Here is a 20,654-nt window from a genome sequence, read left to right as displayed (position 1 = left end):
GGACCAACTACCCGGCTCCCGCGCAACCGACGGACGGGCGGTGGACTCTCCCCCCGTGGGAGAGTCCACGATGGTGGTGTGCACGACGAACTTCTCACCATCGGGCGCTTCGCCCGCCTGTGTCGGCTCAGTGTCAAGCAGCTCCGGCACTACGACGAACTGGGACTGCTGGCACCGGCCCACGTGGACGCCGGCTCCGGGTATCGCTACTACGCGCCCGAACAGGCCCGGGACGCCCTGACCATCGGCCTGCTGCGGGACATGGATCTGCCGCTGGCCGTCATCGCCCGGGCGCTGGTTGCCGAGCCCGCCTCCAGGGCGCGGATCCTGGGTGCGGAACGGGATCGGCTGGCCGAGCGGATCAGCAGGGACCGGGCACGGCTGGAGATGCTGGAACGCCTGGTCGAAGGCGGCCTGCCCGGCTATGAGGTGACGATGGGCAGCGAGCCGGAGCGCCGGTTGGCGGTGGTACGAGCGGTCTGTGCCCCGGAGGGGATCGGAGCGACCGTCGCGGAGTGCGTGGGTCGGTTGTTGCCCGCACTCGCCGGGGCCGAAATCGCCTGGGAGCCACCGTTGTGGGCCCTGTACCCGCTGGATTTGGAAGACCGGATGGAGATCGCCCTCGGGGCGCATACGCCGCACGGGAAGGGCGTGCCCGGTCCGGAGTTCGAGGTGTTGCCCGGCGGCCCGGTGGCCGAGACCGTGCACATCGGGCCCTACACCCAACTGCCGCTGGCCTACAACGCGCTCTTCGCCGCCATCCACGAGCGGGGGCTGCGCCCGCGGGCGCCCGTACGCGAGGTCTATCTCGTCGCGCCGGCCGAGGCACCGCAAGAAGAGCTGATGACCCGGTTGATCATCCCCGTCCAGGAGGACACGGCATGACCACGCTCGAAGACATCGACATCCGCGGAATGCGGCACTGCGAGACGACAGCCCTGGGAGTGCTGTTGCGGCACCAGGGACTCGATCTGTCCGAGCCCATGCTCTTCGGGCTCGGCTCGGGTCTGTCCTTCATCTACTGGGACGGCAAGAATCTGGACTTCCCGTTCCTCGGCGGACGGGTCAAGCCCTTCGAGCTCACCAGGAACCTGGCCGAAAGACTCGACCTGGAACTCCTGGTCCAGGAGACCACCTCGCCGCGCAAGGCATGGGAGAACGTGGCTGCCTCCATCGACGCGGGTCGCCCCGTCGGATTGCAGCTGGACAGCTACCACCTGGACTACTTCGCGTCGAAGGTGCACTTCGGCGCCCATGTCGTGGCGATGTACGGCTACGACGACCACGACGCGCACCTGGTGGACACCGACCAGCAGGGCGGAGCGGTATCCACCAGCCTGATCAGCCTCGCCCGGGCCAGAGCCGCGCGCGGCCCGATGACCGCCAGGCACCGATCCTTCACCCTCACCGTGCCCGAGAACCCGCCCTCGGTGCAGGACCTGGTCATTCCCGCCATCACGGTCTGCGCCCACGCCTTCCTCAACCCGCCGATCGCCAACCTGGGTCACCGGGGCATCGAGAAGGCAGGCAAGCTGATACCCGGTTGGCTCCAGCGCACGGACACCCCGCGACGGGATCTGCCCCAGGCCGCCGTCCTGATGGAGAGGGCCGGGACCGGCGGCGCGCTGTTCCGCAATCTCTACCGCGACTTTCTCGCCGAGTGCGCGCAATGGATCGACAGCGGCCGGCTGCGCACCGGCCTCGCGCTGTACACGGAGGCAGCCATCATGTGGACGGAAGCGGCGGAACTGATCACGAAGGCCGGTGAATCGGGCGACGGAGGATGCCTTACGCAGGCCGGCGCCGTCGTCGGCGATCTGGCCCGCATCGAGCGTGAGGCCATGCAGGCGCTGAGTCGCCTGCGGGAGTGAGGCGTCGGCCGCGGCGTGCCGCTGCCCGCGCTCTACGCCGGATGCCCGATGCCCGATCGGAGCAGACGCCCGGCGCCCGATTGGACTGAGCGTCCAATGTTAGACTTCCCGTCCAATGCGAGGAAGGTGAACATGGACGTCTATCTCGACCCCCGCTCCGGCCGGACCTACCCACTCGACGCGCTGCGTTGGCAAGGCGACGACGGCGCGCCGCTGTTGGTCGGGCCGCGGCCGGGCATCGGGCCGAAGGACATCGAGACCTCCACGCGCTCCCTGTGGCGCTACCGCGCCGCGCTCCCGGGAGACGTCACCCGACCGGTGTCGCTCGGCGAGGGGTGCACCCCGCTCGTCGAACGGCGTTGGGGGGAAAGGGAGGTGCACTTCAAGCTCGAATGGTTCAACCCGAGCGGCAGCTTCAAGGATCGCGGAACCAGCGTGATGATGTCGCTGCTCGCCCAGCGCGGAGTGCGGTCGGTACTCGAGGACAGCTCCGGCAACGGGGGCTCCTCGGTGGCGGCCTACTGTGCCGCCGCCGGCATCCGAGCCCGGATCCTGGCCCCGGAGGGCACGTCCGCGGCGAAGGTGTTGCAGGCCCGTGCGTACGGTGCCGAGGTGGTGCTCGTGCCGGGCGGTCGGGCGGCCGCCGGGGAGCAGGCGATGCGCGAGGCGCGAACCACCGCGTACGCCGGCCACAACTGGCACCCCCTCTTCCTCGAGGGCACCAAGACCTTGGCGTACGAGATGTGGGAGGACCTGGGCTTCGCCGCACCGGACGTCGTCGTCACCGTCGCCGGCGCGGGCAGCATCGTACTGGGATGCGATCTGGGCTTCGGCGAGTTGCTCGACGCGGGTCACATCGACCGGCGCCCTCGGCTGCTGGTCGCCCAACCCGAACGATGCGCGCCCATCCACGCGGCGTTCCACGGCGGCCCCGCCGTCGACGTCGGGCCCACGATCGCCGAGGGCACGGCCATCGAGTCGCCCATCCGTCTATCGGAAATCGTGGACGCGATCCGGCGATCGGGCGGCGACACCGTGGCGATCCCGGAGGACGACATCATCGGGGCGACCCGCCGACTGGCGGGCATCGGCCTCTACGCGGAGCCGACCTCGGCCTCGGCCGCCGCCGCGATCGACGCCTTCACCGCCAAGGGCGCGATCCGGCCCGGCGACAGGGTCGTGGTCGTCCTGACCGGATCGGGCCTCAAGGCCGCCGCCGCGATGGCGAGTGTGTTCCCGTGACCGAGACGAACCGCTGCCCTGCGAGGCCGAGAGAACGACCCCCGACCCCCACACAGTGACTGATGCCCACGCCGGCGGCGTCCAGGAGGCACAACAACTGCTGCGCGCCGCTGCACGCACCCGCGACGACACCCTCCGATCCGGGCCGCGCCGCGTTGGCGAAGCCGAATCCGACCCCGCCCGGCACCGCCGTCCCGCGATCGGGACCGATCACCGACAACCTGCGTCGCGCCGCCTCCTTCCATGAGCCGCACCTCGTGCGCAAGCCCTCGCTGTTCCGTGCCGGCGGTTACCGAAAGTGGACCCGAAACGGCGGCCGGCCCACGCCTCTCGGGGATCGGCCGCCATTCCGGAGCGGAGCCGGAACGCGTCGGCCCGCCCCGGCGGGTCGCCGGGGCGGGTGCGGGCTCGGGCCGGTGACCCTTCGTCGGGGGCGCCGGGTGATGCGGTATCCGGGTTTCGGGACCCTGGGCGGGAGGGTCAGGTGACGGGACGCGTGCGGGCGGCGATGAAGTCGGGGCGGGGGGCCGGGGCCGCGTAGGGGGTGGTCAGGGCGTTGTCGACGCTGTTGTAGACGATGAACAGGTTGCTGCGGGGGAACGGGGTGATGTTCTCCGCGGAGCCGTGCATGCAGTTGCTGTCGAACACGGTCGCCGAGCCCGCCGGACCCGTGATCACCGAGATGCCGTGTCGGTCCGCGAGTTCGGTCAGCGAGTCCGGGTCGGGTGTGCCGATCTCCTGGCGACGCAAGGAGGTTCGGTAGTGACCGCGCGGCGTCTCGCCCGGACACGCGACGAACGTACGATGCGAGCCCGGCATGATCATCAACGCGCCGTTGTGTACGTGGTTCTCGGTCAGCGCGATCGAGATGCTCACGGCCCGCATCGCGGGCATGCCGTCCTCGGCGTGCCAGGTCTCGAAGTCGGAGTGCCAGTAGAAGCCGGAGCCGTCGAAGCCGGGCTTCAGGTTGGCGCGGCTCTGGTGGATGTACACGTCCGATCCGAGGATCTGGCGGGCCCGGCCCACCAGCCGTGGATCGTGGACGAGTTCGCGCAGCAGCGGACTGATCCGGTGGACCTCGAAGATCGACCGCACCGCCTCGGATGCGGGCTCGATGACGGTACGTTCGTCCGCGCGAACCTCGGGATCACCGCATAGCCTGGTCAACTCGGCGCGCAGCGCGACGATTTCGTCCGGTTCGAGCAACTGCTCGACCGTGACGAATCCGTCCCGCTCGTAGCCGCGGAGTTCGTCCCGGCCCATCGGGCCCTCGAACGAGTCGGCCCACACGACGGGTTCGCGTCGTTCGAGGCGCAGCGAGTCGGTGACCTGCCGGGTGGGATAGAGGTCGACCGAGGGATGGTTGAGCGGGTGGATCGTCATGCGCCCGCCTCCTCGTGCAGCAGCGGGTACACCCCGTTCTCGTCGTGCGTCTCGCGGCCCGTGCACGGCGGGTTGAACACGCACACCATCCGGATGTCGGTCTTCGGCCGCATGGTGTGCCGTTCGTGACCGTCGAGCAGGTAGGTCGTGCCCGGTGTGATCAGGTACGTCCGGCCGGTCTCCTCGTCGGTGAGTTCGCCCTCGCCGGAGGTGCAGAAGACCGCCTCGATGTGATTGGCATACCACATCGAGGTCTCGGTACCTGCGTACATCACCGTCTCGTGCAGGGAGAAGCCGACGCCCTCCTTCGCGAGGACGATGCGGCGACTGCGCCACGTGTCCGCGACGACGTCGCGGTCGGTGCCGTCGAGTTCGTCCAGTGTGCGAACGATCATCGTGCTGGTCCTTCCGTTGTGGTCGGTGGGGTGGGGGAGTTCAGGCGGCGGCGCGGACGGCGCGGACGGCGTTCGCGAGGATCCCCATGCCCTCGTCGAGTTCGTCCTCGGTGGTGGTCAGGGCGGGCATCAGCTTGACCACCTCCGACTCGAAACCGGAGGTCTCGACCAGTAGTCCGTCCTCGAAGGACCGTGCGCACACGGCGTCGGCGAAGGAGGTGTCGGCGAAGGTCAGGCCCTGGATGAGGCCGCGACCGCGTCGGGAGGCGCCGAGCTCGGCATGTTCGGTGACGATGTCGTCGAGGTGACGCTCGATCAGTTCGCCCTTGAGCGTGGTCTGTTTCTCCAGCGATCCGTCCGCCCACAGATCCAACGCCGCGGTGGCGGTGACGAAGGCAGGGTTGTTGCCGCGGAAGGTGCCGTTGTGTTCGCCGGGCTCCCACACGTCCAGGTCGCGGCGGAACAGGGTGAGTGCCATCGGCAGGCCGTAGCCACCGATCGACTTCGACAGGCACACGATGTCCGGGGTGATCCCGGCCGGTTCGAAGCTGAAGAACGGACCCGTGCGACCACAGCCCATCTGCACGTCGTCCACGATCAACAGGATGTCGTGGCGCCGACACAGGTCGGCCAGTGCGCGCAGCCACTCGAAACGGGCGACGTTGACGCCGCCCTCGCCCTGCACAGTCTCCACGATCACCGCGGCGGGCAGGTTCAGGCCGCTGCCGCCATCGGTGAGCAGGCGTTCCAACCAGATGAAGTCGGGCAACTGCCCGTCGAAGTAGTTGTCGTACGGCATCGGTGTGGCGTGCACCAGCGGAATACCGGCTCCGGCGCGCTTCTTCGCGTTGCCCGTGACCGCGAGCGCGCCCAGGGTCATGCCGTGGAACGCGTTGGTGAACCCGATCACGGCCTCACGCCCGGTCACCTTGCGGGCCAGCTTGAGCGCGGACTCCACGGTGTTGGCGCCGGTGGGGCCGGGAAACTGCACCTTGTAGTCCAGGCCGCGCGGCTCCAACACCACCTCGTCGAAGCGCTCCAGGAACGTGCGTTTCGCCACGGTGGACATGTCCAGGCTGTGCGTGACCCCGTCGCTCTCCAGGTAGTCGAGCAACGCGCGCTTGAGCAGTGGGTGATTGTGGCCGTAGTTCAGCGCGCCCGCTCCGGCGAAGAAGTCCAGGTAGGTGCGGCCGTTCTCGTCGTGCATCCGGCTGCCGCGCGCGTGGGTGAACACCGTCGGCCAGCTCCGGCAGTAGCTGCGGACCTCGGACTCGAGAGTTTCGAAAACAGTCATGTTTCTCCTGGATCGCATGGTCGAGGGCAGCGGCGAGCCACGTCCGACGGTGCCGCCCCCTCCGGTTCGGGGCCCGTCGGGGGTCAGGCGGCTGCGGTGAACGGGCCTACCCGAAAGAGGACTTCGTCGGCGTGCCCATCCGGGAAGAGCGCCGCGCGAAAGAGTTCGGTACGACTCACGCCCGCCCCGTGTTCGCGTCCCAGCGCGGTGAACAGCGCGATGGACGCCGAGTTGTCGAGGGTGATCGTGGTCTCCAGGCGGGTTTGCCCATGCGGTAGGCGCCGCCGCATCAACGCGGTCAGCATGCGCGTGGCCAGCCCTTGCCCCCGGGCGGATTCGGCCACCGCGACCTGCCACACCATGAGCGTGTCCGGCAGACCGGGTCTGACGTAGCCGGTCACAAAGCCCAGGACCCGGGAGTCGTGGTCACGGGCGACGATCGAGGTCGCCGCGAAGTCCCGGCACCAGAGCAGATAGCTGTACGAGGAGTTGAGATCCAGCGATCCGCTGTCGCGGGCGAGCTGCCACAGCGCAGCGCCGTCGCGCAGCTCGGGTGGACCCATCGAGACGACGGGATGTGCGGATTCCGTTTCGGCGAAGAATTTCGTTTCGGCGGACATGCGGATCGAACCTACCGAGGCGCTCTCGGTGGACCGGAAGGACGGACCTTCCCCGCCTGGGCACCTCTTCGTAATCTTCGGGTGCACGCGCGCACGTTGCCCGGAAGTCGGAAGCCAAACCTCCGGTCGGCGCGCACTCGACAGCGCCTGCCCTCGGACCGCAGATACTTCGAACTCGGCGGCGATATGCGGGAAGATCTTTTCCGGAATCGGAATATGGCGAGAGATTCTGCGTGATTCCCCACGGATCACCATCGGGCAACACGTCGATAACGTGTCGTGATCATCGCAGAGAGCAAGGATTGGTGATGACGGCGCCGGCGATTGTGAGCATGCTCATAATCTTGACTGCGGCAACGACTGTCGGCGCTCGTCTCGCTCTCGCCGGCGCTCGGTGCCGTCGCGCTCGCCTTGCCCCTTCTTCGCGGCTCCCAAATTTCCGAGGCCCGCGGGACATGCCGAGCGACCTCGGAGGGCGTGGGGTTGCGGACGCTGCGGGCACGCGGATGGCGCCCCACCCCGCCGAGCGGGGGGAGCGCCATCGATTGGTCCGGTGGTCCGGTGGTCCGAAAGCCGGATGTCGCTGATGCCGGGAGGTGGTTCGCGCTTCACACCCGGCGCGTCGACCCGAGGTCGGACATCGTCAGGGCCGCGTCGATCTGGTGCACGAAGTCCTTGAGGTCATCGGGCGTGCGGGAGGTGATCAGTACATAGTCGCCCGTGTCGTCCCGCACGACCGGCTCGTCGAGCCAACGGCCGCCGGCGTTGCGGATGTCCGTCTCGACGGACGCGTACGAGGTCAGCGTGCGGTCGCGTACGACGTCGGCCTCGACCAGCATCCACGGGCCATGGCAGATGGCGGCGACGGGGCGGCCCGAGGTGGCGAAGGAGCGGACGATGCCGACGGCGGTGTCGTTCAGGCGCAACGAGTCGGCGTTGAGCGTGCCGCCCGGCACGAGCAGGAGGTCGTAGCCGGACGGGTCCGCGTCGGACAGGGTGAGCGTCGGCGCGACGCTCACGCCCGGGTCCTTGTCGCCGACGAGGGTCCGGATCGGTTCCGTCGAAGGTGCCGCGATGTCGACCCGGGCACCGGATTCGCGGAGACGGCGGACCGGGACGACCAGTTCGTCCTGCTCCACGCCGTAGTTGGTGACGATCGCCAGGATGCGTCGGCCGGTCAGGTCGGAGTCGTTCATCGAGGTCGGCCTTTCGGTTCGCGGTTCACGACAAGGGGAAGCGGGCCGCCGATCGGTTGTGCGGCGACCCACCGCCCCTGCTGCCCACGCGCATTGTCGACAAACGTCGTGTTCACAGCCGAACCGCACCAAGCCGGGTGGTCCCGTCGGATGCCGTCCCGGTCCTCCCTGTGCGGGTCGGCCGCCCGGGATCCGAGATTGCCGAAACCGGGCATGTCGTGCGGGCCCCTCCGGTGCCCGTCCCGGGGCATCTCGGCGGACTCCCGCCGCCCGCCTTCGGTCGGCGCCTCGGACGCGGTGGTGGGAATCCCCTGCGGAGGCGCGGGCGGCGGCCGGCGCCGGCGACGCACTCCGCTCACCACGGGAATGATGAGCAGGACGGCGGCCAGGAGTGCGGCGGGGATGGCCACCGCGGCCACGGTTCCCGCCGAGGCCGATTCGAGCCGAGCCAGGGCGATCATGTGCAAACCGCTACCCCGACTCGTGCCGGTGATGCTTCGGCGCCCGGGCCCGGCGCACGCGCGACCCCATGCGCCGTGGCGGACCCGCGCCGGGCGCGGCGAGGGTGGTGTTCGGCGCAACGAAGTCCGGCCTTGCCAAGCTGGTTTGCATCACGCGTGAACAGTTCCGAGCCGCTGCGCACAGGAGCTGCCGTACGGGTGGCAGTCCTTGACCCCCCGCCAGTCGGCAACGGGTCTCGGTGTCTGTCGGCGCAGTTCGCCGGTGGGCGGCCGGGCGTAGGGATGCCCGGGAACCGGCATTCCTCGCCGGTGACTTGGCCGCGGACTCGGCAGTTCCCGGTGCCGACCGGGACGGCCGACACGGAGGGGCAAATCCCGGGCTTCGGGTTCCGCGCCGGTCAGCCGGGCCATTTGCCCGACACGCGGCGGACGGCGGTTGCCCCTCCGCGGTCGGTGGCGGCCTTGACGGCTGCGAAGATCGCCCCCTGTAGCGCGGCGGCGATGAGCACCTCGCGCCACCCACGGTCCTCGTCGGTGGCATCCGGGGCGTCGTCCTCGTGCCCCAGTACCTTCCACATCTGCTTGAACACGGCACCCGCGACCATTCCGCTCAGTGCCCCCGCGAGCAGGCCGATCGGCTTGTACGCGATCTTCGCGGTGTTCATCACCGGCTCCCTTCGTGCGATGACATGATTTCCAATACCCGCGAGACGGGCATCCAGCCTTCGATCAGGTCCGATCACGTCGACGGCCGCGTCATGTCACCCGTCCCGGGTTTCCGCGACCGGCGGGCGCACCGCCTCGCGCATGCCCGCCGCCTCCGCCCGAGATGTAGCCGGAGTGGGCTACTTCCACATCATGAAGAGGATCACCGGGACGAGGAATAGCAGGACCCACGGTTCGATCAGGACCAGCAGGCCCAGACCGGTGTAGGCGGCTGCTTCGGTCAGGCGGTGCTTGGTGGACTTGCGCTGCTTGCCCTTGCCCTTGTCCTTGTTCTTGTTCTTGTTCGTGGGCTTGCCCTTGCCCTTGGCGCCCGTGCACCGCCCGGTGTCGTCATGGGTGGACTCGGCGGGTGCTTCGAGGTGGTGTTTGGTGAGGGAGATCGGGGGGCTGGTCAGTGCGTCGGCAGGGTTGCTCATGGTGGTCTCCGTGAGTTGTTCGGCGGTGGGTGATGGGTGATGGGTGATGGGTGATGGGTGGTGGGTGATGGGTGGTGGGTCGGCGGGCCGGGTGCATCGACCGCAGCGGCGGAGTTACTGCTGCCGTCGCTCGGCGTGGTCCTTCAGGTGCCGCAGCCATTGGCGCAGCGAGTGGTCGAGCGCGTGGCGCATGTCGTCGGGGGCGGCGTCGACCGGTGCGCCGCTCCAGGATTCGTCGGTGCGAACCGCCACGACGCCGTCCTGCTCGTGGAACGTCCAGACGTGGACGCCTTCGATGCCCTGCACCGGGCCACCCCAGACGATGCGCTTTCCGGGGACGACCTGGTACACGGTCGAGGTGATGTCGAGGCCGTGAGTGAGCCACCGGAACCGCGCGCCGGGGGCGAGCGGGGCGTCGAGTTCGGCGCGGTCGATGTCCGGGTTCCAGTCGGCCCAGGCGTCGATGTTGCTGTGCAGGGCCCAGACGTCGGCGAGCGGGGCGTTCACCGTGATGGAGAGCCGCACGATGACGGGGGCGTCGGCGTCGACGGCCTCGATCGGGGGGAGGGCGGCGTTGGGTGTGCCGGCGGCGAGGGGGGTGGCTTCGGTGCTCATGGCGAGATCTCCTCGATGAGAAGGGTTCATGAGTGATTGATCACTCAAAGTTTGGATCACAGGAATGTCGGGCAAGTTCGCGCAAATTCAACCGATATGCCGACGTGGTCTTGGTGTACTCCTACTTGTCAGTCGAGATGTGAGTAGCTAATCACTCACACCTTCGTTCGTCAAGGATCCGCGATCGGAGCAAACGAGGTCGACGTGCCTTGGGCGCGGTCTCGCACTCCGACGCCGCGACCGTCGTCTTCGCCACCTGGGCGCGTCGGCGGACCGCGCTGCTCACCGCGCACGGTCGGTGGGGCCGCCTGCGTGGGCGTGGCTTGCCGGGTGTCGGGTCAGCGAGGTTGGCGCAGGCCCGCGACGAGGAGTGCGACCAGGGCGCGTGCGTCGTAGCGGGGGTCCGTCTCGGCGCCGATGCACAGGTTTCCGATGCCGCGCATGAGTTGGTACGCGGTGAGGTCGGAGCGGACCTCGGCCGCTGCGACGGCGGCGTCGAGGAGTAGGGCGCACACCGGTAGGAGGCGGTCGAGGAAGTAGGCGTGCAGGGCCTCGAAGCCGGCGTTGTCGGCCTGCATCGCGGCGGCAAGGCCGTGTTTGGTGACCAGGAAGTCGACGAAGAGGTCGACCCACCGTTCGAGGGCGACGTGGGGCGTCGGGCCGGCGGCCAGGAGGGCGGGGCCGGCCTCGGCGCAGGCGTCGACCTGGTGGCGGTAGACGGCGATGACGAGGTCCGCCCGCGTGGGGAAGTGGCGGTAGACCGTACCCACGCCGACGCCGGCCTTGGTCGCGATGTCTCGTACCGGGGCCTCCACGCCCGAGGCGACGAAGACCGCGGCGGCGGCGTCCAGCAGGGTCTTCTGGTTGCGCCGGACGTCCTTGCGCTTGGATTCGGCCGCGCTTCCCTGCCGGTTGCCGTCGTTCATCGCCGTGCGTCCTTTCGTGCCGTTGCAAAGCGGAACCATGTTCCGTATCGTTGGCGGAGCGAGGTTCCGTTTCGTCCATGATGGCAGATCGAGAGACCGCGGCCCATGCCGTCCGACGGGCTCACGCTCCGTCCGGGGAAGGGCACACGACCTCGACAGGCGGTGTCGGCGTGCCCGCGTGTCGGGGACGGCCCTCGCCTCCAACCCCACCCGTCCCGCCGCCTGCGAGGCGAGCGGCGGTTGGCCCCACCGAACCAAGAGTGCGAAGAAGCCGAACGGAAGGCAGTGCCATGTCCGACTCGAACACCACAGACTTCACAGCAGCTACAAACATCCCGAGCACCACGGTGGTATCCGCGAAGCCGATCGTCCTGCCCGCCCCGGGGCGCGGTGAGGACCTCCAGGTGCGCGTGTCCGCCCCCGCGACCGGCGGCGACCTGCCCGTCATCGTCTTCTCGCACGGCTTCGGCTGGTCGATGAACGGCTACGCGCCGCTCGCCGATCACTGGGCCGCCAACGGCTTCGTGGTCGTCCAGCCCACCCACCTCGACTCCCGCACGCTCGCCATCCCGCACGAGGACCCGCGTACGCCCCGGATCTGGCGCATTCGGATCGAGGACCTCACACGCGTGCTGGACGGGCTCGACGTCCTCGAAGCTTCCGTGCCGGGCCTCGCCGGCCGCGTCGACCGTGATCGCATCGCGGTCGCCGGCCACTCCTGGGGCGCCCAGTCGGCGAGCGCGCTGCTCGGGGCGCGTGTCCTCGACGCCGACGGCGTTCCCGGCGAGGACATGGCCGACCCCCGCGTCAAGGCGGGCGTGCTGTTGGCTCTGACCGGCCTGGGCGACGACCTGACTCCCTTCGCCGTCGAGCACCTCCCGTTCCTGAGGCCGTCCTTCGACGCGATGACCACCCCGGCCCTCATCGTCGCCGGGGACCACGACCAGTCCCACCTGTCCACCCGCGGACCGGACTGGTTCACCGACCCCTACACCCACAGCCCGGGAGACAAGAGCCTGCTCACCCTGTTCGGGGCGGAGCATTCGCTCGGCGGCATCCCCGGGTACGAGGTCGCCGAGACGACGGACGAGAGCCCCGCGCGCGTCGCCCTGATCCAGCAGTTCACCACGGCCTTCCTCCGCAGCGCGCTCCGCCCCGAGGACACCGGCTGGAAGACCGCGGTCGCCGCACTGGAGGACGCCGCCGACCCACTGGGGATGTTGCGCAGCAAGTGAAGGCCCTGTTCCCGGCGGACGTTCCGACACGATCGTCGGCGCCGCACGGGCTCGACCTCGACTACGTGAAGGACACCGGGTGCGCCGCCGCCCTTCTCCAACTCTCGGACAAACTGAACCGCCTTACCTACAACGCTGGTTAGGGTCGGTTCATCACCAACGCCGTGCTCGTCGGTGCGATCGGGAAGGTGGTTCCCGACGCTCGGATCGACCTCCCGACCGGAGGCGGGGGACAGCGAATGGACCTCGACATCGGACGTCTTTGGGAAGACACCGACTACCAGGCCGAGTACGACACCGACCGAGCTGCCGGCGACTACATCGCATGGCTGCGCGCAGACGACAAGGATCTGAGGCCGCGCCCGCCGCCCGCCGGGCACCCGCGACCCACACAAGGCGGTGGCGGGGGCCCGGCGGAGCCGGAAGTGGACGGCGGGGGTTCAGCGTTCGCTCACCCGCAGGGTGGTGATGCGGCGGAAGGCCAGGCGGGGTTCCCAGTTCGGCTCGGTGACGACGCGAAGGGTGGGCAGGCGTCGCAGGGTCTTCTCCAGGAGGACGGTGGCCTCCAGACGGGCCAGACCGGCGCCGATGCAGTAGTGGATTCCGCCGCCGAAAGAGATGTGTCGGCCCCGGCGCGTGACGTCGAAGTCGTCCGCGTCGGGTGTGGCCGCCGGGTCGTGGTTCGCCGCGCCGAGCATGGTGTGCACCACTTCCCCGCGGGCGATGGACACCCCCGCGAGTTCGGTGTCCTCGCCGGCCAGGCGGGTGGTCACGTGGATCGGCGGGTCGTAGCGGAAGACCTCCTCGATCGCGTCCGGTACCGCGTCCGGTCGTCCGCTCAGCCAGGACCGCTGGGCGGAATGTCGGTGCAGGATCCACATCATGGTGGACAACAGGGTCGACGTCGTTTCCAGCGAGGCGATGACGATGAACATGACCAGGAAGTAGACCTCCTCGTCGGCGACTTCCCGGTCCGGCTCGATGGAGTCCCAGGTACGCAGCCAGGTCGAGATCACGTCGTCTCCGGGCTTCGCGCGTCGTTCCGCGACCAACGCGGTGAAGTAGTCGCGCAGTCCGATCGCGGCGGCGTCCGCCTCGCGGAGTTGGCGTTTGGTGGGCAGCAACTCCTGCGAGTACGCTTGGGCGTGCGTCAGAGCGCGTAGGAGATCGAAGTCCTCGGCCGGCACGCCCAGCCAGTGCCCGACCGTCGCCACCGGGAGTTGCTCGCCGACGGTGTCGACGAAGTCGGCTTCGCCCGCCGCCATGCGTTCCACGAGGAGGTCGATCAATCCGTCCGTGATCCGCTCGACGGCGGGCCGCATCGCGTCGAGGGTGCTGCGGTCGAAGATGTTGCTGATGGATCGGCGCCGCCGGGTGTGTTGCGGCGGATTGAGTGCCACCAGGGTATGGGCGAGCTCCCGGGACGCGGGCGTCGTCCAGCGGGAACCGTCGGTCTGAGCGGCGCGCCACGCGCCGTCCAAGGCGAGCCAGGCCGGACTGCGCAGCACCTGATCGCAGGTCTGATAGGACGTCAGCAGATATCCGCCCCAGGGCGCGGGCACGACTTCGCCCATCGCTCTGAGTTCCGCGTAGATGGGCAGGGGGTCCGCCTGTCCGCCGACCGAGCGCAGGCGGGACAACAGGCCGACGACGGTCCGGCGGTCAATCACGGTGGCGGATACTGAGGACTGCATGACGTCTCCTTGGTGGAACTCAACAGGATGTCAACTAGACGCTCGGCACAGGCGTGATCGGTCGGCCGCCCGGATGACCGGGCGGCCGACGCTTTTGGACTTCTTCGGTTGGTGTGGCCGGTGGGGCAACCTCGGGAAGTGGCCGATCGGGCCGGGAGGTTCGGTGAATCAGGCGGCGGTGCGGCGGGTTATTGGTTGCGCCACCAGTTCAGGAAGGAACTCCACACACCCGGCTTGCGAACGTCCTCACCACGGTCGGCTCGGCCGGCGGCGACGCGCGGGGCGGCGGTCGGTACGGGGGGTGGTGTACTCGCCGCGCGGTGGGTGAGGACGGGGGTGTAGCGCGCCGGCAGCGCGTTCAGGGCGCGGTGGAAGGGGCCCGGCCGCCAGTCCAACTCCTGAACAGGGATCGCCAATTCGAGATCGGGGAGGCGGTTGAGGAGCTTCTCGATCGCGGCGGTGGCGATCAGCCACGCGGAGTCCTTGGCCGGGCAGGCGTGCGGCCCGGCGCTCCAGGCGAGGTGCGAGCGGTTGTTCGGGCGCTGTCCGTGCGCGAAGAGCGTGGGGTCGGTATTGGCGGCGGCGAAACTGATCACCACCGGCGTTCCCTGGCGCACCACGACGCCGGACAGGTCGACGTCGCGCACGGGGTAGTGCACGGCGTAGTTCGCCATCGGCGGGTCGGTCCACAACACCTCTTCGAGCGCGTCCTCGACGGAACCCCCGGCTCCGAACAGGCTGGCCGAGAAGCGTTCGTCGGACAGGATCAGCCGCAGCCCGTTGGCGATAAGGTTCCGTTGCGGTTCGGTGCCCGCACTCATCAGCATGACGAGTTGATGGATCATCTCCTCGTCGTTGAGCCGGTTGGGATGCGCCATCAGCCACGACGTGACGTCGGGTCCGGGATGGGCGCGCTTGAGCGCGACGAGTTCCACCAGGGCGCCGGTGAGCACCGCGTTGGCGTTCTCCGCGTCGACGCCCTCGAAGATTCCCGAGATGCCCGCGACCAGCCGGTCGCCCAACTCGGCCGGGCTGCCGAAGAGTCGGCTGAAGACCAGGAGCGGCAGGGTCTTGGCGTAGCCGTGCAGCAGGTCCACCGAGCCGCTGTCGCCCCACTGGTCGATGAGGTAGTCCGAACTGCTCTCGACGAATCGACGCAGCTCGTACGGATCGATCCGATTCAGACTGTCGGTCACCGCCTGACGCAGCCTCAGGTGCTCGGAACCGTCGGTGAACAGGCAGTTCGGTCGGTACATCATCATCGGCACGACCGGACTGTCGGCCGGCACCGTACCGTCCGCCAGTGCCCGCCAGCGACGAGGGTCCTTGGCGAAGACTTCCGGCGAGTGCAGTACGTGCAGCGCGGCGGCGTGCGAGGTCACGAGCATGGCGTCGACGCCGGGCGCCAACTCCACGGGTGCGGCAGGTCCCTGGCGGCGCAGTTCGGCGTACACGGCATGGGCGTCCATGGAGAACGCCTTGCCGTGCAGCGAAGTCGCGCCGTTGCCGGCGTGCGCGGGGCAGCCGGGGGGTGGCGCGGACGGATCATCGGGACGAGAGTTCACGCGGGTTCCTTTTGCGCACGGGCCTGGAGGTAGCGGACAAGGGTCATCAAGGCCTCCTTCGACGAATCGCGATCACGGGCGTCGCACGTGATCAGCGGCGTCTCGGGAAGGAGGTCGAGGGCGTCGCGGAGCCGGTCCATGGGGTAGGTGGGGGATCCGTCGAAGCGGTTGATCGCGACCGCGTACGGGATGTCGTGTTCCTCGAGCAGTCCGATCACGTCGAAGGACTGATCGAAGCGCTGCGGGTCGATCAGTACCAGGGCGCCGAGGGCGCCGATGGTCATGTCCTTCCACACCTGCGCGAATCGCTGCTGCCCGGGGGTGCCGAACAGGTACAGGACCACGCGCTCGCTGAGGGTGAGCCGGCCGAAGTCCAATGCCACGGTGGTGGTGGTCTTGCGGCCGGCGCCGGTGAGGTCGTCCACGTCGACGCTCGCCTGGGTCATGGTTTCTTCGGTGCTCAGCGGGCGGATCTCGGACATCGTGCCGACGAAGGTGGTCTTGCCCACCGCGAAGTGCCCGACGATCAGGATCTTGGCCGCGACGCGCACGCTGTCCGAGAGGTAGACGTCTGCCACGGTGACGGGGGGGCCGGCACCGGGGCGGTCGTCAGAGACGAGCGAGTCCATCGAGCACCTCCTGGAGGAGTTCACGCCGCGGCAACTCGGCCGGGGGTATGGGTTGCCGAGTGGCGACGATGCCGCTGTCGATGAGGTCGGACAGCAGCACCTTGACGACGCCGATGGGCAGTTCGAGATGCCCGGCCACCTCGGCCACGGAGAGGATGCCGCCCCGGCACAGGGCGACCAGGCGCTTCTTCTCGGGATCCAGGATGTGCGGGGACATGTCGCCGGGAAGCGCGATCACCAGACTGACCAGGTCGAGGCCATCACGGGTGGGATGCCCGCGGCCCTGGGTGATGACGTAGGCACGGACTAATTCGGGAGTGCCGGGCTCCGGCTTGTCGGGCGTCATCATACGGCGTGATCCACGTCCTGTCGGGGCGGGCTGGTCAGTTCCTTTCCTAGCTGACGGACCAGCTGTTGCATGCGAAACGTGATGATCTCCATATCGACGTGTTCGGTGGCGGACACCGCCAGATAGGCTCCGGGGCCGGCCGCCACGAGAAAGATGAATCCGTCACCGAACTCGACCAGGGTTTGCCGCCACGGTGTTTCCGCGTTGCCGGTGAACTCCGCGGTGCTGCGACTGATCGACTGGAGGCCGGAAAGCGCCGCAGCCTGTCGATCCGCCTCATCGCGGGAGATTCCGTCGGAATGCGCCCGCAATATCCCGTCGGCGGACAGGAGAATCGCGTGTCGGGCCTCTGGAAGCTTGAGAGCGTCGTTGAGCATCCAGGCCAGGTCGTTGTTCATCGAGATTCGTGCCCTTTGGTGTCTGTGTCGGGGACGCGGCCGGAACGGGTGCCTCGTTGGAAGGCACCCATGAGTCCCGCGACTTCCGCGTCCGATCGGGCGGGGGCGTCCGGCGGGTCGGCCTGCTCGGACCGCGCGGCCGGGAGCGGCGCTCTGCGCCGGCGCTGCGGCAGGTCGTCCTCCGAGGGTGCGGACGCCGGGGCCGGCTGCGCGGCTCGCGGGGCGGCCGGCACGACTTCCCGGGGCTGGGCCGCGACCCTGCGCTCGCGTCGAATCGGCTGCTCGGGCGACGGCCCCGTGTCCACAGCGGTGGTGAGCAGTTCGGGAGGCAGCATGACCACCGCGCGGGTACCGCCGTAGGGGGAGCGGGTGTCCACCGAGACGGTGAACCCGTACTGGGCCGCGAGCATGCCGATCACGGGGAAGCCGAACTGCGGGGGATGCCCCAGCCGGGTGATGCCGACCGGCTCGTCCGCGGTCAGGAAGCGCGCGGCGCTTTGCCGGACCTCCTCGTGCATGCCCACACCCGCATCGTCGACCATGATGCAGACGCCGTTGGGCACGGTCTGGAAGTTGATCTCGACGGTCGTGTGCGGGGGCGAGTAACTGGCGGCGTTGTCCAGGAGTTCGGCCACGGCGAGAGCCACCGGCTCCACCGCTCGGCCGATGACCGCCACGTTGGACTGCATCCGGATCTCGACCCGCAGATAGTCCCGGATCCGACCTTTGGCGCCGCGCATGACGTCGTAGAGCGGTGTGGCGTTGCGTTGCCTTCCGGTCCAACCGCCGCACAGCGCGGCGATCACCTGGGCCCGCCGGCCGAACTGCGAGTTCATGTGGTCGATTCCCAGCAGGTCCTGGAGGAGTTGGGAATCGGCGTAGTTCTTCTGCATCTCGGAGATCGCGAGCTGCTGCTCACTGGCCAGACCCTGCAGGGTCCGCATCGCGGCCTTGAGAGCGGTCTTGGCCGAATGATCGGCGCGGTTCCGGGCGTCCTCGACCGCGGTGGTGAACATCTCCACGACCGTCTCGATGCCCTGCGCGTAGGGGGTGTCGCGTAGCTCCTCGTGCAGCAGGACGGAGCCCTTGAGCCGTTCGCCCGATTCCACCAGGGCGGGCAGCAGAGTTCGCGCCACGTTGAGAATCTCGTCGTCGCGCATATTCACATTCTCGGCGAGTGTGCGGTTTCTTTCACGCAAACCCTTGACAGTTCTTCGGCTTCGCGCCGCGTATATCCCGGCGGCGCCCGTGCCGATCACCCCGTACCAGAGTGCGGGGTCGTGCATGAAATCCATTTACAAGATCCTCGTCACGCGATAAGGCAAGCCCGGGTGGCCGGCTCGGTTCGGCGGGTGCATCGACAACACGAGCGGTCGGCCATGGTTCGACCCGACCTCTCCGTACGCGCCGAATATGTCTGATTGACACCAAGCGTCACTTTTGGCATTGCTCTCTCGGTTGTAGGGCCTTGTGATTCTAATGGCGTTGAGTTGCCCAGATCGAATCCTCGTCACGCGGCGCTTTCCAGCCATTCCGTTCTGCGACGGACTTGACGAAGTACGCGATTATGTCCCGAAGTATCGAGACATGCTGCTTTATCCCGATCGACGGTACGAACGGTGGTCGGCGACGCATTTCGAGTGGGAAATCGGCCGATTGGAGAGGTCGGTGAGGATTGCGATCCGGAATGCGCGAACCGGATGGCTGGAATGCGTCATATGCATGGACGCCGGTGGCCGATATGCCGGGCCGACGCCGTGCCCACGTCGCGGGGCAGGGGTGGAACGCGGGACGCGGCTCCCGCGGCGGGCGCGGCACGCACGGTGCGCTCGAACCAGCCCGGCGTGGCACGCGGCGGACGGGTGGATCCCGTGTCGATGACGCGCCCGTCGCGACGACGACCGACGCCGGGATGCGTCGGATTCACGCCAAGTGGCCACCGAGGCATCCGAATCCACCGGCCGCGGATGACGGCCGGGCATGGGTGTGCCGGTCAGCCGCCGGTGGTCTCGCCGACCGCGACGGCGAGGAGGTGGCTGTCCAGAAGCCCGACGTCCGCAAGCCGGGACGGGGCGGAGTACGCGTGCAGGAGCGCCTTGCTCGTGCGCAGCGCCGAGGCCGACCTGCGCAGTGTCGGCCTGATCCAGCCGTCGACCACCCGGTCGATGTCGGTCGAGGGCACCACGCGATGCAACAGGCCGATTCGGTGGGCGGTTTGCGCGTCGAGGGCGTCGGCGGTCAGTACCAGTTCCCGTACCCGCGACATGCCCAGTTCGCTGATCAGCCGGGCGAGCGCGCCGCCCCAGGTGGTGGGGAGCCCGAGCGCGAGTTCGGGAAGCCGGAAGCGACTGTCCTCGGTGCCCACACGCAGGTCGCAGTGCAGTGCGAGGGCCACCCCGGCTCCGATCGTTCTGCCGTGTACCCGGGCTATCGTGACGACTTCGGCCGCGGCCAGCGCCTCGCACACGGCCCGGGCCCGGTCGCCCAGGCGGCGAAGCGCGAGGCCCGTGGGGTCGGCCGCCAACAATTCGGCCATCTCGGCCCGACCTCCACCCAGGCAGAAGTCGTCACCCGCACCCGAGAGCACCAGGATACGAACGTCGGGGCGTTCGCGGAGTCCGGCAAGAAGGGTGCCGAGCTCGGACAACATGGTCTCGTCGAGCGGGTTGCCCTTGTCGGGGCGGTCGAGACGAACCCGCAGCACGCCGCCCTCGTCGGTCACGGCGAGGGTCTTGTGGTCGTGCGACATGAACGGCTCCATCGGTGTCGACTGGCTTCCTCTGGCTTCCTCAAGGGCAGGTCGACGAAGCGCAGGAGCACTCTCCGCAGCGGGATCGTTGCTTCGAGGCCGTCCGGGACCGGCAACGAGACAGTAGTGGAGTCCGCGGCTCAAGGCCAGGTCACGGCCCTGCCCGAGACGGAGGCCGCGGCAGTCGGGATCATGGCGATGTTCCGGACGTGCTGCTGCCCGGTAGGCCGGGCAACCGGCCTACCGGGCAGCATTGTTCGAAGACGGACCGATCAGGGCCGAAGTCGCGCGGACCGGTCGCGTGCGGCTTTGCTCAGCAGGCGCCGAGGTCGACCCACACTCCCCATTGGCCGGTGGTTCCCGGGACTTCGCCCTGGGTCCACCACTTGGCGCGGTAGGTGTGGCCGTTGTACGAGACCACGTTGCCGTTGGTGTAGACCGTGTTCGCGTTCCACGCGGGTGCGGTGCAGCCACCGGGGCCGTTGCCGACGGTCAGCGTGTATTGCGCGGTATGGGTGGTGGTGCCGGTGGCGGTCACCGTCACCGGGTACGTGCCCGGAGTCGCCGACGAACTCACCGAGAACTTCAGCGACGAGTTGGCCCCCGACTGGATGGTGCCCGGCGTGAACTCCGAGGTCACCCCACTGGGCAGGTTCGAGGTGGTCAGGGTGAGGGTTTGCGCGGTGCCGCCGGTGGTCGTGGTGCCGACCGTGGTCGTGACGTCGCCACCGGGCGGCGCGTTGCCCGACGTCGGGTTGAGCGTCATCGAGAAGTCGGGGTCGCTCGGACCCGAGGTGCAGGTGGGGTCGTTCGGCTGCGCCGGCAGGCTGACGGCGTCCCACGCGGCCTTGGTCTTGTTGAACAGGGCGCAGGTGGGGTCGAGGGTCTTG

The 20,654-nt window shown here is 68.8% G+C and carries 23 protein-coding genes; 4 read left to right on the top strand and 19 right to left on the bottom strand.

The features are described 5' to 3' along the window. Positions 1-78 precede the first annotated feature (78 nt). The 3 genes from ACZ4FV_RS38545 (at position 79) to ACZ4FV_RS38535 (ending at position 3,113) form a co-directional block, all read left to right on the top strand. Complete coding sequence (locus ACZ4FV_RS38545) at positions 79-885, top strand: MerR family transcriptional regulator (protein WP_465325244.1); 807 nt, start codon at positions 79-81, stop codon at positions 883-885. Then, positions 882-1,871: a BtrH N-terminal domain-containing protein gene (locus tag ACZ4FV_RS38540; RefSeq protein WP_465325242.1), complete on the top strand. Its 990-nt coding sequence runs from the start codon at positions 882-884 to the stop codon at positions 1,869-1,871. The genes ACZ4FV_RS38545 and ACZ4FV_RS38540 overlap by 4 nt, the downstream gene beginning before the upstream one ends. A gap of 132 nt (positions 1,872-2,003) precedes the next feature. Continuing rightward, positions 2,004-3,113: a threonine synthase gene (locus ACZ4FV_RS38535; RefSeq protein ID WP_465325239.1), complete on the top strand. Its 1,110-nt coding sequence runs from the start codon at positions 2,004-2,006 to the stop codon at positions 3,111-3,113. A gap of 480 nt (positions 3,114-3,593) precedes the next feature. Here ACZ4FV_RS38535 and thpD read toward each other — a convergent pair whose 3' ends face one another. From thpD to ACZ4FV_RS38480, 11 genes are all read right to left on the bottom strand, one after another. Continuing rightward, a complete protein-coding gene (gene thpD / locus ACZ4FV_RS38530) occupies positions 3,594-4,496 on the bottom strand; it encodes an ectoine hydroxylase (RefSeq protein ID WP_402238368.1) in 903 nt (300 codons plus the stop codon). After that, positions 4,493-4,891 (bottom strand): ectoine synthase, encoded by a 399-nt coding sequence (locus ACZ4FV_RS38525; RefSeq protein ID WP_395869646.1) that lies wholly within the window; start codon positions 4,889-4,891, stop codon positions 4,493-4,495. Before ACZ4FV_RS38525 ends, thpD begins: the two co-directional genes overlap by 4 nt. A 40-nt stretch (positions 4,892-4,931) precedes the next feature. Then, complete coding sequence (ectB, locus tag ACZ4FV_RS38520; RefSeq protein WP_465325236.1) at positions 4,932-6,185, bottom strand: diaminobutyrate--2-oxoglutarate transaminase; 1,254 nt, start codon at positions 6,183-6,185, stop codon at positions 4,932-4,934. A gap of 83 nt (positions 6,186-6,268) precedes the next feature. Further along, positions 6,269-6,805, bottom strand: coding sequence for a diaminobutyrate acetyltransferase (gene ectA / locus ACZ4FV_RS38515; protein WP_395869642.1), 537 nt, complete (start codon positions 6,803-6,805; stop codon positions 6,269-6,271). A gap of 608 nt (positions 6,806-7,413) precedes the next feature. Then, a complete protein-coding gene (locus ACZ4FV_RS38510; RefSeq protein WP_395869640.1) occupies positions 7,414-8,001 on the bottom strand; it encodes a type 1 glutamine amidotransferase domain-containing protein in 588 nt (195 codons plus the stop codon). Then, positions 7,998-8,462: a DUF6479 family protein gene (locus ACZ4FV_RS38505; RefSeq protein WP_465325233.1), complete on the bottom strand. Its 465-nt coding sequence runs from the start codon at positions 8,460-8,462 to the stop codon at positions 7,998-8,000. The genes ACZ4FV_RS38510 and ACZ4FV_RS38505 overlap by 4 nt, the downstream gene beginning before the upstream one ends. A 150-nt stretch (positions 8,463-8,612) precedes the next feature. Then, complete coding sequence (locus ACZ4FV_RS38500; protein ID WP_465325231.1) at positions 8,613-8,762, bottom strand: carboxylesterase family protein; 150 nt, start codon at positions 8,760-8,762, stop codon at positions 8,613-8,615. Between the two features lie 98 nt (positions 8,763-8,860). Continuing rightward, positions 8,861-9,127 (bottom strand): DUF4235 domain-containing protein, encoded by a 267-nt coding sequence (locus ACZ4FV_RS38495; protein ID WP_395869638.1) that lies wholly within the window; start codon positions 9,125-9,127, stop codon positions 8,861-8,863. Positions 9,128-9,307: 180 nt separating this feature from the next. Next, positions 9,308-9,604 (bottom strand): hypothetical protein, encoded by a 297-nt coding sequence (locus ACZ4FV_RS38490; RefSeq protein ID WP_465325229.1) that lies wholly within the window; start codon positions 9,602-9,604, stop codon positions 9,308-9,310. A gap of 114 nt (positions 9,605-9,718) precedes the next feature. Then, on the bottom strand, positions 9,719-10,219 hold the full coding sequence (locus ACZ4FV_RS38485) for an SRPBCC family protein (RefSeq protein WP_465325227.1): 501 nt from the start codon (positions 10,217-10,219) through the stop codon (positions 9,719-9,721). Positions 10,220-10,557: 338 nt separating this feature from the next. After that, positions 10,558-11,145, bottom strand: a complete 588-nt coding sequence (locus ACZ4FV_RS38480) for a TetR/AcrR family transcriptional regulator (protein WP_395869633.1) — start codon at positions 11,143-11,145, stop codon at positions 10,558-10,560. A gap of 290 nt (positions 11,146-11,435) precedes the next feature. Between ACZ4FV_RS38480 and ACZ4FV_RS38475 the strand changes: the two genes are divergently transcribed. Next, positions 11,436-12,380 (top strand): alpha/beta hydrolase family protein, encoded by a 945-nt coding sequence (locus tag ACZ4FV_RS38475; protein ID WP_465325225.1) that lies wholly within the window; start codon positions 11,436-11,438, stop codon positions 12,378-12,380. Between the two features lie 440 nt (positions 12,381-12,820). Here ACZ4FV_RS38475 and ACZ4FV_RS38470 read toward each other — a convergent pair whose 3' ends face one another. The 8 genes from ACZ4FV_RS38470 to ACZ4FV_RS38435 form a co-directional block, all read right to left on the bottom strand. Then, positions 12,821-14,074 (bottom strand): cytochrome P450, encoded by a 1,254-nt coding sequence (locus tag ACZ4FV_RS38470; RefSeq protein ID WP_395869629.1) that lies wholly within the window; start codon positions 14,072-14,074, stop codon positions 12,821-12,823. A gap of 188 nt (positions 14,075-14,262) precedes the next feature. Continuing rightward, a complete protein-coding gene (locus tag ACZ4FV_RS38465; protein ID WP_465325267.1) occupies positions 14,263-15,543 on the bottom strand; it encodes a cytochrome P450 in 1,281 nt (426 codons plus the stop codon). A 92-nt stretch (positions 15,544-15,635) separates the two neighbouring features. Further along, entirely contained in the window at positions 15,636-16,268 is a 633-nt protein-coding gene (locus tag ACZ4FV_RS38460) for a GTP-binding protein (RefSeq protein ID WP_395869624.1), read from the bottom strand. Beyond that, on the bottom strand, positions 16,249-16,614 hold the full coding sequence (locus ACZ4FV_RS38455) for a DUF742 domain-containing protein (protein ID WP_402238532.1): 366 nt from the start codon (positions 16,612-16,614) through the stop codon (positions 16,249-16,251). Before ACZ4FV_RS38455 ends, ACZ4FV_RS38460 begins: the two co-directional genes overlap by 20 nt. Next, a complete protein-coding gene (locus tag ACZ4FV_RS38450) occupies positions 16,614-17,015 on the bottom strand; it encodes a roadblock/LC7 domain-containing protein (RefSeq protein WP_395869622.1) in 402 nt (133 codons plus the stop codon). Before ACZ4FV_RS38450 ends, ACZ4FV_RS38455 begins: the two co-directional genes overlap by 1 nt. Further along, positions 17,012-18,175, bottom strand: a complete 1,164-nt coding sequence (locus ACZ4FV_RS38445) for an ATP-binding protein (RefSeq protein WP_402238349.1) — start codon at positions 18,173-18,175, stop codon at positions 17,012-17,014. Before ACZ4FV_RS38445 ends, ACZ4FV_RS38450 begins: the two co-directional genes overlap by 4 nt. Positions 18,176-19,008: 833 nt before the next feature. Further along, positions 19,009-19,764, bottom strand: coding sequence for an enoyl-CoA hydratase/isomerase family protein (locus tag ACZ4FV_RS38440; RefSeq protein WP_465325222.1), 756 nt, complete (start codon positions 19,762-19,764; stop codon positions 19,009-19,011). Between the two features lie 313 nt (positions 19,765-20,077). Next, positions 20,078-20,654, bottom strand: a 577-nt coding sequence (locus tag ACZ4FV_RS38435) for a carbohydrate-binding protein (RefSeq protein WP_395869616.1), incomplete at its 5' end; no start/stop codon positions are given.

Source organism: Embleya sp. NPDC025285 (genome assembly GCF_055558835.1).
Note: the sequence above shows the minus strand (reverse complement) of the source record. Positions and strands in the feature narration are given on the sequence as shown.

Coding starts and splice junctions, on each gene's coding strand:
- ACZ4FV_RS38540 (WP_465325242.1), top strand. CDS start 882: ATGACCACGCTCGAAGACATCGACATCCGCGGAATGCGGCACTGCGAG.
- ACZ4FV_RS38535 (WP_465325239.1), top strand. CDS start 2,004: ATGGACGTCTATCTCGACCCCCGCTCCGGCCGGACCTACCCACTCGAC.
- thpD (WP_402238368.1), bottom strand. CDS start 4,496: ATGACGATCCACCCGCTCAACCATCCCTCGGTCGACCTCTATCCCACC.
- ACZ4FV_RS38525 (WP_395869646.1), bottom strand. CDS start 4,891: ATGATCGTTCGCACACTGGACGAACTCGACGGCACCGACCGCGACGTC.
- ectB (WP_465325236.1), bottom strand. CDS start 6,185: ATGACTGTTTTCGAAACTCTCGAGTCCGAGGTCCGCAGCTACTGCCGG.
- ectA (WP_395869642.1), bottom strand. CDS start 6,805: ATGTCCGCCGAAACGAAATTCTTCGCCGAAACGGAATCCGCACATCCC.
- ACZ4FV_RS38510 (WP_395869640.1), bottom strand. CDS start 8,001: ATGAACGACTCCGACCTGACCGGCCGACGCATCCTGGCGATCGTCACC.
- ACZ4FV_RS38505 (WP_465325233.1), bottom strand. CDS start 8,462: ATGATCGCCCTGGCTCGGCTCGAATCGGCCTCGGCGGGAACCGTGGCC.
- ACZ4FV_RS38500 (WP_465325231.1), bottom strand. CDS start 8,762: ATGCCGGTTCCCGGGCATCCCTACGCCCGGCCGCCCACCGGCGAACTG.
- ACZ4FV_RS38495 (WP_395869638.1), bottom strand. CDS start 9,127: ATGAACACCGCGAAGATCGCGTACAAGCCGATCGGCCTGCTCGCGGGG.
- ACZ4FV_RS38490 (WP_465325229.1), bottom strand. CDS start 9,604: ATGAGCAACCCTGCCGACGCACTGACCAGCCCCCCGATCTCCCTCACC.
- ACZ4FV_RS38485 (WP_465325227.1), bottom strand. CDS start 10,219: ATGAGCACCGAAGCCACCCCCCTCGCCGCCGGCACACCCAACGCCGCC.
- ACZ4FV_RS38480 (WP_395869633.1), bottom strand. CDS start 11,145: ATGAACGACGGCAACCGGCAGGGAAGCGCGGCCGAATCCAAGCGCAAG.
- ACZ4FV_RS38475 (WP_465325225.1), top strand. CDS start 11,436: ATGTCCGACTCGAACACCACAGACTTCACAGCAGCTACAAACATCCCG.
- ACZ4FV_RS38470 (WP_395869629.1), bottom strand. CDS start 14,074: ATGCAGTCCTCAGTATCCGCCACCGTGATTGACCGCCGGACCGTCGTC.
- ACZ4FV_RS38465 (WP_465325267.1), bottom strand. CDS start 15,543: ATGGACGCCCATGCCGTGTACGCCGAACTGCGCCGCCAGGGACCTGCC.
- ACZ4FV_RS38460 (WP_395869624.1), bottom strand. CDS start 16,268: ATGGACTCGCTCGTCTCTGACGACCGCCCCGGTGCCGGCCCCCCCGTC.
- ACZ4FV_RS38455 (WP_402238532.1), bottom strand. CDS start 16,614: ATGACGCCCGACAAGCCGGAGCCCGGCACTCCCGAATTAGTCCGTGCC.
- ACZ4FV_RS38450 (WP_395869622.1), bottom strand. CDS start 17,015: ATGAACAACGACCTGGCCTGGATGCTCAACGACGCTCTCAAGCTTCCA.
- ACZ4FV_RS38445 (WP_402238349.1), bottom strand. CDS start 18,175: ATGCGCGACGACGAGATTCTCAACGTGGCGCGAACTCTGCTGCCCGCC.
- ACZ4FV_RS38440 (WP_465325222.1), bottom strand. CDS start 19,764: ATGTCGCACGACCACAAGACCCTCGCCGTGACCGACGAGGGCGGCGTG.